General features: G+C 36.9%; 14 protein-coding genes. 9 read left to right on the forward strand and 5 right to left on the reverse strand.

Annotation, left to right across the window (positions count from 1 at the left end):
• Positions 1–379: 379 nt before the first annotated feature.
• Positions 380–553 (reverse strand): hypothetical protein, encoded by a 174-nt coding sequence (locus ALKIM_RS19760; protein WP_157363697.1) that lies wholly within the window; start codon positions 551–553, stop codon positions 380–382.
• A gap of 289 nt (positions 554–842) precedes the next feature.
• Here ALKIM_RS19760 and ALKIM_RS0102195 point away from each other — a divergent pair, with 289 nt between their 5' ends.
• From ALKIM_RS0102195 to ALKIM_RS0102205, 3 genes are read left to right on the forward strand one after another with little or no spacing between them, the layout of a single operon-like run.
• Positions 843–1,457 carry a T9SS type A sorting domain-containing protein gene (locus ALKIM_RS0102195; RefSeq protein ID WP_026473223.1) on the forward strand — a complete coding sequence of 205 codons (615 nt, stop codon included), beginning with the start codon at positions 843–845 and terminating at the stop codon, positions 1,455–1,457.
• A 4-nt stretch (positions 1,458–1,461) separates the two neighbouring features.
• Positions 1,462–5,274: a phospholipase D-like domain-containing protein gene (locus ALKIM_RS0102200; RefSeq protein ID WP_026473224.1), complete on the forward strand. Its 3,813-nt coding sequence runs from the start codon at positions 1,462–1,464 to the stop codon at positions 5,272–5,274.
• Between the two features lie 12 nt (positions 5,275–5,286).
• Positions 5,287–5,529: a hypothetical protein gene (locus ALKIM_RS0102205; protein WP_026473225.1), complete on the forward strand. Its 243-nt coding sequence runs from the start codon at positions 5,287–5,289 to the stop codon at positions 5,527–5,529.
• Between the two features lie 97 nt (positions 5,530–5,626).
• Here the strand turns inward: ALKIM_RS0102205 and ltrA are convergent, their stop codons facing one another.
• The 3 genes from ltrA to ALKIM_RS19765 all read right to left on the reverse strand — a co-directional run bounded on the left by ltrA (position 5,627) and on the right by ALKIM_RS19765 (position 7,427).
• A complete protein-coding gene (ltrA, locus tag ALKIM_RS0102210; RefSeq protein WP_026473226.1) occupies positions 5,627–6,889 on the reverse strand; it encodes a group II intron reverse transcriptase/maturase in 1,263 nt (420 codons plus the stop codon).
• 96 nt (positions 6,890–6,985) lie between these two features.
• Positions 6,986–7,189, reverse strand: a complete 204-nt coding sequence (locus ALKIM_RS0102215) for a hypothetical protein (protein ID WP_157363725.1) — start codon at positions 7,187–7,189, stop codon at positions 6,986–6,988.
• 64 nt (positions 7,190–7,253) lie between these two features.
• On the reverse strand, positions 7,254–7,427 hold the full coding sequence (locus tag ALKIM_RS19765; RefSeq protein ID WP_157363697.1) for a hypothetical protein: 174 nt from the start codon (positions 7,425–7,427) through the stop codon (positions 7,254–7,256).
• Between the two features lie 473 nt (positions 7,428–7,900).
• Here ALKIM_RS19765 and ALKIM_RS0102220 point away from each other — a divergent pair, with 473 nt between their 5' ends.
• From ALKIM_RS0102220 to ALKIM_RS19065, 6 genes are read left to right on the forward strand one after another with little or no spacing between them, the layout of a single operon-like run.
• The gene (locus ALKIM_RS0102220; RefSeq protein WP_026473228.1) at positions 7,901–8,560 is read left to right on the forward strand and encodes a metallophosphoesterase family protein; all 660 of its coding nucleotides are present in this window, start codon (positions 7,901–7,903) and stop codon (positions 8,558–8,560) included.
• A gap of 54 nt (positions 8,561–8,614) precedes the next feature.
• A complete protein-coding gene (locus tag ALKIM_RS0102225; protein ID WP_044118084.1) occupies positions 8,615–9,136 on the forward strand; it encodes a helix-turn-helix domain-containing protein in 522 nt (173 codons plus the stop codon).
• A complete protein-coding gene (locus tag ALKIM_RS0102230) occupies positions 9,129–9,821 on the forward strand; it encodes a hypothetical protein (protein WP_044117692.1) in 693 nt (230 codons plus the stop codon). Before ALKIM_RS0102225 ends, ALKIM_RS0102230 begins: the two co-directional genes overlap by 8 nt.
• A complete protein-coding gene (locus ALKIM_RS19060) occupies positions 9,821–11,320 on the forward strand; it encodes a restriction endonuclease subunit S (RefSeq protein WP_052345249.1) in 1,500 nt (499 codons plus the stop codon). Before ALKIM_RS0102230 ends, ALKIM_RS19060 begins: the two co-directional genes overlap by 1 nt.
• Position 11,321: 1 nt before the next feature.
• Positions 11,322–12,920, forward strand: a complete 1,599-nt coding sequence (locus ALKIM_RS17320) for an AAA family ATPase (protein ID WP_026473231.1) — start codon at positions 11,322–11,324, stop codon at positions 12,918–12,920.
• A complete protein-coding gene (locus ALKIM_RS19065; protein WP_026473232.1) occupies positions 12,917–13,537 on the forward strand; it encodes an HNH endonuclease family protein in 621 nt (206 codons plus the stop codon). Before ALKIM_RS17320 ends, ALKIM_RS19065 begins: the two co-directional genes overlap by 4 nt.
• Here the strand turns inward: ALKIM_RS19065 and ALKIM_RS17330 are convergent.
• Positions 13,534–13,995: transposase (locus tag ALKIM_RS17330; RefSeq protein WP_162148783.1), on the reverse strand; the 462-nt coding region annotated here is incomplete at its 5' end. The genes ALKIM_RS19065 and ALKIM_RS17330 overlap by 4 nt on opposite strands.

Raw genomic sequence — 13,995 nt, forward strand, 5'->3', positions numbered from 1 at the left:
CTCCTTGAAATCATTCTAATAATCCTTTTCGATTATAAGTTGTAATACAATTTGAAACCGGACAGGTGGAGACCTTCGCTCCACTCCCATTACAGAAGCTTCAGCACTACTACGCTCCATCCGCCACTAGCTCTGCTGCATTGGTACTCTTGGCCTTTTCCTTCGAGTGGATTGTGAGCCTTCTCCCTTAACATCAGCTGAGTAGCTTCTCCTGTTCCGTAATCAAGCCCAGACTAAAGTTCACGCCATCTTTATGCCGATTGGCCAGACATCCTATAATACAGGTAATTTGATATCCTTGTCGCAAGCACACATCCGAACACCTGCTTTTGACCAATAGTGTAGTTATTCACGACATCCGCCGCGGCGGATTCAATCGCTACTCATTCGTCTCCAGTAGTCTATACCTGATAAAGTCGGTCGTACAACTGACCCCTTTACCGTTTCCATGACGCTCAGTACCGTCCTCTTGAAAAGGCAGCACCTCATGGTGGTTTGGCAAATCCTCCTGCAAGGCCTTTGCCGAGAGACCATATCGAAGTAAAAACTCCAATACCCTCTCATCTTGATTGCAGTTATGTTACTCAAATTCAAAGAACATTTCTTAAATTGTATCCCTGAGTAACGACAGGACACACGGATTTAGTTCAACATCATATATAAAATATTGGGGGTTTGGTGCTTACATTGACTTTTGTGCTCCGCATAAATTTCTGTGTCGGCGGATAATTCTGACTCCCGAAGCCCCCAACATTTCATATATGTGACCGTTATAAGTTATGCAAAAAACATCCTTGATATAACAAAAGTTCATATTTTAATTAATCTTTAACTCAAACAAAATGAAAAGAAACCCTTTCATTATTTTAAGTTTAATGCTCGCGATAAGCATTAGTGGGTTTGCACAGGATTGCCCTTGTGTAAAAACCGCAGTTATCGGAAATGATGCAAACGCACCATTCATCCACAACAACAAAGTAACTTCTATGCCCGATACAACCATTGTTTTGGGTAGTTCTGTTAAACTGCAAACATTGATAAGTACAGGGAAACCTAAATGGTTTGCTTTGGGTTCCGATACTGAAATTAAAGACCTTATAGTTAAACCTTCTGTAACAACCGAATTTGTTGTTAAATCGGAGTTAGCAGGTTGTCCGGATGTGTATGATACCATAAAAATATCCGTTAAAAGCTCTCCTATTGGGTTAAATGAACCAAATGATTTTTCTGTTTTTCCAAATCCAACTAATGGAATTTTGACCATACGCTCTAACAATGAGAAAATAAAAAGAATTGAAATTGTAGATATAAATGGGAAGCTTGTAATACAAAAAAGCAATCCCGACGAAAATCTCGTTCAAGATTTCAATATCGGCCATTTGAATAAGGGCATGTATTTCATTAACTTGACTTTATCTAACAATTCATCTGTTACAAAACCCATCATAAAAAACTAAACCCATGAAACCCTTAATCAAAAAAACATCATACATAGCAATATATTTATTGTTTACTCAAATAGCTTTTGGGCAACAAGTTAGTCTCAACCAAAACCAATTGCCCTATACTATCCCAATAATCGACCAACCGAGTACAGGTTATAACATTGAATACCAATGGCTCGAAAATAACAATTTAATCAAAGGGGCAACATCCGCCGTTTACGCCATCCCAAAAAACAAGAAACCGGGAACTTACATATACGTCAATCAGGTGCGTTGCATCGAATGTACCGATTGGCTGAGCAGCAATCCGTTTACAGTAAACATTACTGGAGTAACATTACTAAAGAGTTCCAGTATCCCAACCGCAAACCTGTCAGCCTCTTTCAGTCCTCAAAACGAACTTTACGGATACCTCGACCAGCTCATATCAGTAATCGATAATGCACAAACAAGCCTTGATATTTGCCTGTACAGCCTTGAGGATTATGATGTTTACCTTGCCTTAAAAAGGGCAGCCGGAGTGGGCGTTCAAATAAGGATGCTTTACGAGGGAGCACTCGAAGACCGCAAGAAAAACGACAACACTATTTCACATAAAATTGAAGAACTGGGCATTGACGTAAAATATGTAAACAAAACCAACCACCATAAATTTATTATATCAGACAACAATTATCTTGTTACCAGTAGTGGAAACTGGAACAACAAAGCCAATTGGGTGTATGATGAAAATACATTACGGATTACTGATGAAGAGTTGATTTTACGTTACCGCGCAGAATTTGAATATCTCTGGAACAATTCAAGGGAATTCGGGGCAAGCTACGAATGGTCGACCATTGACCCCGACAGTCTGTTAAATCTTATTGTTGACAGCCCTGATGTAGATGCTGTCTTTACATCTTCAAATTACCGGACTTATATTTCAGGAACGCATGGGCCAACTTTTGCCAAGGTAATGGACAACCAAAAAGTGGCTGATAAAATTGTAGAACTAATCAACCATTCCCATTCATCCATAAAGATAGCTGCTAATCACCTTCGTTCTAGGCCAATATCGGAAGCCTTAATTGCCAAAAAAGCAGAAAGCCCAGCAATTGAAATACAGGTTTACCTTGATGGACAGGAATATATTAGCGAAGGTTATAATATCTATCAAAAAGCGAAACGAGACGAATGTTTGGCTGGAGCTACAACAGCAGGTCAAATAAGAGACTGCATGGAGAAAAACTTTTATTATAGCTATGAACTCATTTTAGTCGGCATTGATGTCAGGTTCAAGCTCTATTCCTATAGCTGGCACCACAACACCGCAGCCCTGATGCATCACAAATATGCTGTTTTCGATGATAGTATTGTTGCAACTGGCAGTTACAATTATTCATATAATGCCGAAACCAACAGCATGGAAAATGTGGTTGTATTCAACCGCAATGCTTCAAACAACAGTGTAGATGCTTACCTTGACAACTTCACCGAAATTTGGGAAACAGGCCGTACAGAAGGGTATTATGATGATATTATAGGTCATATCAATTCCGACAGCCGTTATATTCCGGTTCTATTCCCCTCAATGTCGCTGAATCATACTGAGGTAACTTCTTTAAAAGAGGAAATACAAACAGCCTGTCCTACATTGCTAGATAAATACTTTAAAGACAACAAACAATACTTCTCGTCCTTCCTGCGGGATGTTGACTTATATTATGATGGGAACGACAGACTGACAACCGCTTTAGATGCGAGGAACAATGAATTTTCAATTGATTACGCTTTCAATGACTATAACCAAATAACCGACGTGTCTTTTCAGGGCAATCATAACTTGCAGTTTACGGAAAGTTATGGATACGATGGCAATGGCAACCTTACAACCTTAAATTCGCCATTATTAGAACTTAACCTGACATATACTAATAATGAATTGTCAACCCTTTATGCCGGACAAGGGGCGCACTCATGGACAAGTACAGGAAATGGTTCGGGAATTACTTCAACATACTCAATGCCGGGTTTACAGGATTATCTAACTGTTCACTGGAATGATAAAGGTTTGCCAATCAGTATAGCCGATTCAGACTCAAGGATAATCGAATGGACTTATGATGCCAAAGATGTAGTGAGTTCTATTGCAAGTTCAACCCGTAACATACAATTTACGGTTGACAGTCTTGAACCAAATTACAATGTATTTACCTCAGATGGCGAGGATATCTCTATCGAACAAGACGACATTAATTCATTAAAAATTAGCAGTACCGGAACCGTAGCATCCACAGTAGAATATCTAACGGAAGTGCAATTGGATAAAAACATTTCACTTACCATAGATATAACTTCTGATAATATTTCAAGTGGCATTGGTAGGACGACTAGTATAGCATACCTGCTCGACCCATACGGGCGTGTAATTTCTTCCGGCGGCCTTTCAATCACAAGAGCGCCTTATACCGGAAATATCACATTCATTTCAAACAATGATATAACAGAAACCCGCAATTACAATGATTGGGAACTTCTTACAGAAAAAACGGTTGTCCATAACGGGGAAATATTGTTCAAAGCAAATTACCAGTATGATGCGTTGCAACGAATAACCCAAACAACCGAAATAATACTTGGCGATACCTCAGTTATTGATTACATATACAACGGTGCCGGTCAATTACACACAGTTTATAAAAATGGGGTGCAGACTGAATCTTATGTATACGACAACTACGGTAACAGACAATTAGCGAACAAAGACGGATTCTGGTATTCGTATACAACAAATGCCAACAATCGCCTTGAAACATACACGTGGGAACAATCGGGCAATACCCGTTTAGTTGATTTTATTCACAACAACTCGGGCCAGCTTTTAAGTACCGCCAACAAATCCCTTTACAATGGTTACCCGCAAACTACCTCAAGCAGGGATTACAGTTATGATGTATTCGGCAACCTGAATAGCGTAACATGGGCAAGCCAAACACAACATTATATTTACGATGGTTACGACAGGCAAATTGCGACCTATCAAAACGGTTCGGTAAAACGCAAGTTAATATTTGGGTTAGGAAGCACTCCTCTTGCTGAACTGAACATGAACGACAGGATAATTAACACCTTTGTTTACGCTGACAGCCATACCCCTTTACTTATGCGTAAAGGCAATGTCGATTACTACATTATTTCCGATATCAGGGGTTCTGTGCGTATGGTGTTAAATATCGCAACAGGGGCAATTCGCCAGCAAATAGATTATGATGCATTTGGAAAAGTAATTACAGACACCAATCCCGGCTATACACCATTTGGATATGCAGGTGGTTTATACGATTACCGAACAAATTTAATCCGTTTCGGTGCAAGGGATTATTACCCGGAGATTGGCCGCTGGACTGCTGAAGACCCAATAGGGTTTTTAAGTGGCGATATAAATTTCTATGCTTATTGTGCTAATGACCCGGTAAATTTTGTAGACTTAAATGGATTGTCAAAATCAGGTACTAAAACCACCGCTTTAGCCCCATACTATCCACCTAATAATGGAGCACTTGGACCTTGGGAAAGGATTTATTTAAGACCAGGTCAATTAATAGATAGATATGGCAAAATGTCTGGAAGGTATTTTTCCCCTGTAGGCACACCAATGTCAATGAGAGCTCTTCCATATAATGCTAAAATAAGCAACTATAAGGTTTTCGAGGTAGTGAAACCATTCGAAGTCCAATCATCAACTATTGCACCTGCATTTGGAAAGATAGGACTAGGGAAGCAATATTTGTCTCCAGTGAGCGCAGAGGTATTAGTTAATCGCGGGATTATTGCTCCTGTTAAATAAATTGAAGTTCAGATGAGACGTGAAGAATTTAAATATAAAGTTGCAAAGAATAATATTCCTGAAAGTTGGTTTCTGATTAATAATGGTTCTCAGGAAGACACTTTTTGCCTTGAAGAAGTATATGGTAAATGGTATTTTTATTATTATGAAAAGGGAAATCGTGAAAACGAACTGATTTTTGATAATGTAGAGGATGCCCTTGAAATATTATATAAAAAACTTTTGATAGAAAAAAAGTATCATGGTACAATTTGATAATATGTCGAGTAGGTAAAGGGGAATCTCACCCCTAAACCTCTCACAGAACCGTACGTGACAGTCTCCCGTCATACGGCTCTTCTCGCCCAAGTCGCTATGGACGAAAACCATACTGCCAATGCACAAACGTGTTAGGATACTGTCTGGCTACATTGCACAGCCATCTAAAAGCATGTGTTTTGATTTTCTTCCTGAACCTTCGGTATTTGTTCCTTACCCACATCATAAGACGATAATTTAGAACCCTGAAAACCTTGCGCATCTCGGAAAACCTGAACTTCCCATAGTAATTTATCCAGCCTCGTATCTTGGGCTCAAGCAGTATGGCAATGTCATGTATAGAGAATTGCACCATGCGGTGAATTTTCAACTTATACAGGGTTTGACCTATACGCTTTCGCCGTTTGTTACTTATAGCCGGGGTAAAGCTTAAATGGGCTTTTCGCCCCTTATCCTTTATCCATCTTGGCTTAAAGGTAAAGCCCAAAAAGTCAAATTGGACATATTTGGGCTTAAATGGGGGGTGGTTTTTCTGATTGCGCTTACAGTAAACAATATTGGATTTCTCCTGCTTGATTTCCAGTTTACACCGTTGCATCCGTTGTTTTACCGCTGCCAATACATTTAAGGCCTCTTTGAAATGCTTGCAATGGATGATAATATCATCGGCATAACGTTCATAGGCACAGTTGGGAAAAGTTTCCTCGAACCATGTGTCAAAGGCAAAATGCAAAAATATATTTGCCAACAAGGGAGATATTACACCCCCTTGTGGCGTGCCTTTGCCTTGCTTGGGTTCGATGCTTCCATCCCGCTTTTGTATCGGCGCATCGAGCCAGCGTTTCACATACATCAGAATGTGTTTGGATGTCGTGTACCGCTTAACTGCCCTGATAAGTAGCCGATGGTCAATGTTGTCGAAGAAACCTTTGATATCAAGGTCAATTGCCCAGTTATACTTTTGGCAGTTGGCCTGACATTGAGCTACCGCCATGTGCTGGCTCTTTTTGGGACGATACCCAAACGAGTTGGCACTGAAGTACGGTTCTACAATTTTCTCTAGTTCCTGACGGATGACCTCCTGTGCTACACGGTCTAATACAGTGGGGATGCCCAGTGCTCGTTTACTACCGTCTTCTTTGTTGATAAGTACCTCACGAACTGGCACAGGCATATAACTGCCGCTAGACATACGGTTCCATAAGGGATACAAATATTTCCCCGGATGCCGCTCGATTTCGACAATTTCGATATTGTCGACACCAGCGCTGCCGTCATTACTCTTTACCGCCTTAAAGGCGTCCCATGCCTGTCGCTTACTTATCGGTTGCGACTTTTGTTTCTCCTTGAAAATCATTTCTAAATAATCCTTTCGATTATAAGTTGTAATACAATTTTGAAACCGGACAGGTGGAGACCTTGCTCCTCTCCCATTACAGAAGCTTCAGCACTACTACGCTCCATCCGCCACTAGCTCTGCTGCATTGGTACTCTTGGCCTTTTCTTCGAGTGGATTGTGAGCCTTCTCCCTTAACATCAGCTGAGTAGCTTCTCCTGTTCCGTAATCAAGCCCCAGACTAAAGTTCACGCCATCTTTATGCCGATTGGCCAGACATCCTATAATACAGGTAATTTGATATCCTTGTCGCAAGCACACGTCCGAACACCTGCTTTTGACCAATAGTGTAGTTATTCACGACACCTCTACGATGGTTCAATCGCTACTCATTCGTCTCCAGTAGTCTATACCTGATAAAGTCGGTCGTACAACTGACCCCTTTACCGTTTCCATGACGCTCAGTACCGTCCTCTTGAAAAGGCAGCACCTCATGGTGGTTTGGCAAATCCTCCTGCAAGGCCTTTGCCGAGAGACCATATCGAAGTAAAAACTCCAATACCCTCTCATCTTGATTGCAGTTATGTTACTCAAATTCAAAGAACATTTCTTAAATTGTATCCCTGAGTAACGACAGGACACACGGATTTAGTTCAACATCATGTATAAAACATTGGGGTTTAAGTGGTTGCATGAAGCGTTCTGCCCCGCATCAGCTTTTGTAACGGCAGACAGTGACGACGCCCGCAATCCCCAACGTTTCATACATGTGACCGTTGTATGCAAGGCTAAGAGACCGAATTACACAGACATAACCTGATTACAAAATTTGAAAAAACGGATAAATAATATTGTCTCATTGATTGAAGGTTGGTGCAAGAAAAAATTAGTTTTTGCCCGCCCGCTTCTGCCCTTAGGGGCAGTTAGGGAAGCCCACTCACATTGCACACATTTGCAAATCGCACAAGCCAAACCACAGACCGAAATTTGCAAAAGAGTGCAATTTTTGCCAACGCTCAAAACGCTGCTAATATGAAACGACTCTTTGCTATCGGAGACATTCACGGGTGTTTTGATTCCCTTAAAGAATTAGTTGAGAATAAAATTCTACTAGACAAAGATGATAAGCTTGTTTTGTTAGGTGACTACATTGACCGAGGAGATAAGAGCAAAGAGGTTGTTGATTACATATTTGATTTACAAGAAAAAGGTTACGATATAACTCCATTGATTGGAAATCATGAATTATTACTCCTTGAAACATTTGAAGACGAAAAGAATAAGCCAAAATGGATTCAGAATGGAGGAGACGAAACACTGAAAAGTTTTGGTATTAGCTCAATAAATGATATCTCACCTAAGTACCTTGATTTCTTTACAAATCTTAAGAATTATTTTTCAATCGAAGATTATCTATTTGTTCATGCAGGATTTAATGACAAAATATTGAATCCATTTCAGGATACTTATTCAATGGTATGGGAAAGTCAAGTTGAATATTTAAATCCTTTGCTTGCTGGAAAGACAATAATTTATGGACACAGGCCGATTACAATCGAACATTGTAAAAAGCAGATAAATGAGAATAAGCAAGTAATAAACATTGATACAGGCTGTGTTTATAAAGAAAAAGTAGGATACGGAAAATTAACAGCAATTGAATTGTATTCGAAAAAGCTATTTTCAGTTTAATTTTATATATTTGACTATTCGTAATTCGCGAATCGCGAATTGAAAATAATGAGTATGAAAAAGCATAATGGGATGCGTCCCCAAGATATCGTAGTTTTATTGAAAATCATAGCCTTAAAGCATGATGATTGGTATAACTCTGATTTAGCTCAAGCTTTAAAAATCAGTCCGTCTGAAATATCAGAGGTGTTGAACAGATGCAAGATTGCTGGCTTGATTGATTCTAAAAAGCGAAAAGTCAATATTAATTCTTTCATCGAATTTTTAATCTATGGTCTTAGATATGTGTTTCCTACACAACCAGGTGCAATTGTAAAAGGAATACCGACAGCACATTCTGCATCGCCAATCAAAGAGCATATTTCAAGCGGCTCTGATGTTTATGTATGGTCAAGTGCTAAAGGAACTCATCGAGGACAAGCCATAGAGCCTCTTTTTAAATCTATCCCTCAAATAGTGCAAGAAGACAAATTATTCTATGAGTTGTTAGTAATTGCAGATACTATTCGGGTGGGAAAAGTCAGAGAAATTAATATTGCCAAAGAAGAACTTGAAAAACGATTAAAACATGCCTAGTACAAATATTACGATGCTACAAACAGTAGCAAATGGTTTGGGTGATTTGAAAGACGATATGGTATTTGTGGGAGGTGCTGTTGCTGAATTGTATGCAAGTAATCCTGAATTATCTGATATCAGACCAACCCTTGACGTTGATTGTGTAATTGAACTACGTTCAAAAACTGCTCATGCTAAACTTGAAGATGATTTAAGAGCTTTAGGTTTTGCAAATGACACCTCAAAAGGCGCTCCAATTTGCAGATGGGTTTATCAGGATATCTTAGTTGATGTTATGCCCTCTGATTCTGATGTGCTTGGTTTTAGTAACATGTGGTATGAAGAAGGAATTGAAAACAAGATTTCAAAAACACTTCCCGATGGAACAGAAATCTTTGTGTTTCCTCCTGAGTATTATTTAGCTGCAAAAATTGAAGCTCATAAAGGACGTGGTGGCAATGATTTACGACAAAGCCATGATTTTGAAGACATCATTTATATTCTGGATAATTGCTCAGAACTACTCGAAAATATAGCCAATGCAAATGAAAGTGTAAAAGCATATTTAAAAGAAGAATGTTCCAAGCTATTGAAAAACGAAGGATTAACCGAAGGTATAGAAAGTGCTTTGCCTTATGGTTCAGAAGAGGAAGCTACTGAAATTATTATGGAACTCATTCAAAACATTGCAGAAATTAAATAATGGAGAATGGTAAACAAACATATAAATTACCTGAGGGGTGGATTGAAGTTGAGATAAAAGATATCTCTCTAAAACTAAATTACGGCTATACTGCAAAATCCACAACTAATAATACTGGAACAAAATTCCTTAGAATCACAGACATTCAGGAAAATTATGTTAACTGGAGTACCGTCCCTTATTGCGAAATAGATGAATATGACAGACCAAAATACATTTTAAATAAAGGAGATATCGTTTTTGCAAGAACAGGCGCTACTGTTGGGAAGAGTTACTTGATTGGAGATAATATTTTAAATACTGTCTTTGCTTCATATTTAATCAGAATTCAGTTATCTAAATTTGTAGAACCTAAATTTGTCTTCTATTACTTTCAATCGGGAGAGTATTGGAAACAAATTGGAGTTAAAGCATCAGGAGTTGGTCAACCTCATGTAAATGCAAATTCTTTATCAAAATTAAAACTCCGATTACCATCAAAGGAAAATCAGAATAGAATAGTTTCCAAAATCGAATCCCTTTTTAGCGAACTTGACCAAGCCGAAAAAGGATTACAAATAGCGAAACAGCAATTAGAAGTATATAAACAGGCTTTATTGAAAAGTGCTTTTAATATTTCACAAGGAAAAACCTCAAAACTTGGAGATAATATTTCAAAAATAACTCAAACTATTAAGCCTAATACCAAATCAGAATTCAAGTTTATAGGATTAGATAGTATTAACCCAGGTAGTACTAAATTACAACTCATACATAAATTCAGTAATTTTTCAAGTTCAGGGAGTTATTTCAGAAAAGGGAATATTCTCTATTCGAGAATGCGCCCAAATTTAAATAAAGTATACAAGGCTGAATTTGAGGGTGTTTGTTCTGGAGAATTCTTTGTGCTTAAATGCGAAGATAAACTGAATGCAGACTATTTAAAATACTTGTTACACTCAATTGAATTTGTAAGTTATGCAACAAATAAAGCCAAAGGGGATAGACCTCGTTTATCTTATGGCGATTTTGCCTCTTTTAAAATTAAAATAATTCCGATAGCTGAACAATTACAAATCGTAGAAGAGCTTGACAATAAATTCACCCTAATTGAAAATGTTGTTGATACAATTAATAAATGTTTTAAAGAAATAGAATTCTTGAGATATTCTGTTTTAAAGAAAGCATTTGAAGGGAAACTGGTTCAAAACGATACTTCGTATGAATCAGTTGAAAAATTGTTATCCAATATAAAAGTAGAAAAAAAAGAATATCTACAAATACAGAGAGAATCATTAGCACAAATACCCAAAAGAATCCAAATTATGGAAAATGATAAAACTGTTTGGCAAATTTTAATCAATAATAAAACCGCAATGCGTTCAGATAAGTTATGGTCTGAATCAAAACACAAGGATGATATTGATGCATTTTATGCAGAAGTAAAGGAATTAATAGATGCTGGAAAAGTAGTTGAAGATAAAAGGCAAGGAAAAGTATCTTACTTAAAAATCAAATAAGATGCGAATAGATAAAGTAAACATTAAGGATTTTAAAAACTTACAAGATTTTAAAATTGACTTGGATGAACGAGAAATGAAGACGGTTTTACTAGGACAAAATGCAACTGGTAAATCAAATTTCTTTGAAGCCTTAATATTAATTTTTAAACATCTTGATTTAAGTACTGATAAAAAACGTGTATATCCATCTTTTAATTATTCTATTGAATACCAGATAGGTAGAAACAAGATTCATACAGTGAAAATTGACTATAAAGACCAAAATTATAATATAAAGGTAGATGATGAAAAAATAGAAAGCTTAAAGTCGTTTTTCTCCGATGAAGGCAAAACTATATACCAACCAAAATATGTATTTACATACTATTCAGGTCTTAGTAATAAGTTAAAAGAATTGTTTTGGGACCATCAAAAAAACTTCTACGACAAAATTATTAAACCCGATTTTTCGGAAGATAATCTGGAAAGCTTAAGAAAGTTATTTTATGTGCAATTGGTGCATTCTTATTTTGTTCTATTGGCATATTTCTCTTTTGAGAAAGAAGAAAAGGAATCGATTGATTTTCTATCAAATGTGTTAAATATTCTCGATATCGAGTCAGTCCTTTTTGTCCTTAAAATGCCTGACTGGGCAAAAAATCGTATTAAAGATAATCCCGATGATATATTTTGGACTGCTGATGGTCTTGTTCGAAAATTCTTAGAATTGCTTTGGGATAATTCATTAGCTCCTATTTATAATTCAGAGCGAAAAAGAATTGATTTTGATGATTATGAAGCGCAAGACAGACTTTATTTATACATCAAAACTAAAGCATGTCTTCAAAAGATATCATGTTATTACTCTGGAAATACTGAATTTTTTAAAGCTTTAGAAAGTACATATATTTCTAAAATGATTGAAGAAGTACGTATTAAAGTTAAGAAGAAGGATGTAAAGGATGGAGTAGTATTTAAAGAATTAAGTGAAGGAGAACAACAATTACTAACTGTTTTGGGATTATTAAAGTTTACCAAGGATGAAGATTCCTTAATATTACTCGATGAACCTGATACTCACCTTAATCCTGTTTGGAAATGGAAGTATTTAGAATATCTGGAAAGAGTAGTTGATAGACCAGAGTCAACGCAAATAATTATTAATACACATGACCCATTAGTTATTGGAAATTTAAGAAAAGAAGAAGTTCGAATATTTAGAAACGAAAACGGAAAAACTATTACCGAAGAACCTGATATTGACCCTAGAGGCTTAGGTGTTGAAGGAATATTAACAAGTGAACTATTTGGATTGCCAACTATTATTGATTCATATACTAATTCAATACTGGAAAAGCGTAATGAACTTCTTGTTAAGCAAGAAAAGCAGAAGTTAAATGAAGATGAAAGAAATAAATTAAATAGTCTATTCAATGAACTTGAAAAATTAGGAATATCAAAGACTTTCAGAGACCCAATGTACCAACGTTTCATTATTGCCTTTAAAGAAAAAAATAAAATACCTAATAAAGACAGTTATTCAAAGGATGAATTAAAGCAACAAAATGAATTGGCACTAAAAATATTGAAAGATTTAGAAAAGGAGGATGCAAAATGATTTATATTGACCGAACAGGTTTTGCTCCTGATGCCGCTTGGTTAATTAAAGCCGATCAAATCACAAAGGAACTTTTAAATGCTAAAACTCTTGACCAGAAGCATAAAATAATTGATGATAATGAAAGTCTTTGGGGAGAACTAAAAGATGTATTAATGGAATTGTCTCATCAAAAGTGTTGGTATTCTGAGGCAAAAGATACTTTCTCATACTATCATGTAGACCATTTTAGACCTAAGAAAAAAGCATTTGGATTAGATAAAAAAGACAAAGGAGGTTATTGGTGGTTAGCATTTAATTGGACTAATTATAGAATTTCAGGAGCTGTTGGTAATGTTAATAAGAGAGATAAGTTTGCCGTTTATAGAAATAAAGCAAATAATCCAGATGAAGTATGGGAAGATGAAACAATTTATTTGCTTGACCCATGTAATCAATTTGACCCAATAAAATTAACTTTCAATTTTAACGGGGAAGCAAGGTCTTTATACCCGGCTGGATTTCATAAGGAACAAGCGGATTATTCAATAACAGCGTTAAAATTGAATTATAAGAAATTAAAAGAAGCTCGAAAAAAGGTGTGGTCAGATTGTTCCTTAATAGTATCTGAATTCTAAGTACATGACAAAACTTTGACACATTTGTTAAATTCGCTTATATCCAGTGTGTTCGACAATGCATGAGCAATCCGAATTAACCCATACTTGAAGAAACTGAAGGCTCTTCTTCCGTGTTTTTTGACTTTAATTGTGACAATTTTTTCATGTTTGTCTATACCAGCGAGGTAAGCCCAAATAAATGCAATGGAAACAACGGATATCAAGGTAGATAAGCGCTCAAGCTTGTTGAGATGTGTGTCTTCTATGTTGAAACCACTTGTTTTCATGGCCCGGAACATGGTTTCTATCTGCCATCTTTCCTTATAGTTAATCAGTGCTTGGTCCTGTTTGTTGAACGATGCAATGATAACAAATTCAATTTTACCTGTGGCTTTATCAATGGTTTTGATAGCTGACAAATAGACAAGGTTTCCGCCCAAATGGACCAACCCGCTGTAATGCATGTGTACGCCAAC

This window comes from Alkaliflexus imshenetskii DSM 15055, from assembly GCF_000517065.1.
In the GTDB taxonomy this organism is placed as follows: Bacteria; Bacteroidota; Bacteroidia; order Bacteroidales; family Marinilabiliaceae; genus Alkaliflexus; species Alkaliflexus imshenetskii.

Excerpts from the sequence above, each read along its gene's own strand:
- ltrA (WP_026473226.1), bottom strand. The coding sequence starts at position 6,889 with ATGATTTTCAAGGAGAAACAAAAGTCGCAACCGATAAGTAAGCGACAG.
- ALKIM_RS0102200 (WP_026473224.1), top strand. The coding sequence starts at position 1,462 with ATGAAACCCTTAATCAAAAAAACATCATACATAGCAATATATTTATTG.
- ALKIM_RS19065 (WP_026473232.1), top strand. The coding sequence starts at position 12,917 with ATGATTTATATTGACCGAACAGGTTTTGCTCCTGATGCCGCTTGGTTA.
- ALKIM_RS0102205 (WP_026473225.1), top strand. The coding sequence starts at position 5,287 with ATGAGACGTGAAGAATTTAAATATAAAGTTGCAAAGAATAATATTCCT.
- ALKIM_RS0102230 (WP_044117692.1), top strand. The coding sequence starts at position 9,129 with ATGCCTAGTACAAATATTACGATGCTACAAACAGTAGCAAATGGTTTG.
- ALKIM_RS0102195 (WP_026473223.1), top strand. The coding sequence starts at position 843 with ATGAAAAGAAACCCTTTCATTATTTTAAGTTTAATGCTCGCGATAAGC.
- ALKIM_RS17320 (WP_026473231.1), top strand. The coding sequence starts at position 11,322 with ATGCGAATAGATAAAGTAAACATTAAGGATTTTAAAAACTTACAAGAT.
- ALKIM_RS19060 (WP_052345249.1), top strand. The coding sequence starts at position 9,821 with ATGGAGAATGGTAAACAAACATATAAATTACCTGAGGGGTGGATTGAA.
- ALKIM_RS0102225 (WP_044118084.1), top strand. The coding sequence starts at position 8,615 with ATGAAAAAGCATAATGGGATGCGTCCCCAAGATATCGTAGTTTTATTG.
- ALKIM_RS0102220 (WP_026473228.1), top strand. The coding sequence starts at position 7,901 with ATGAAACGACTCTTTGCTATCGGAGACATTCACGGGTGTTTTGATTCC.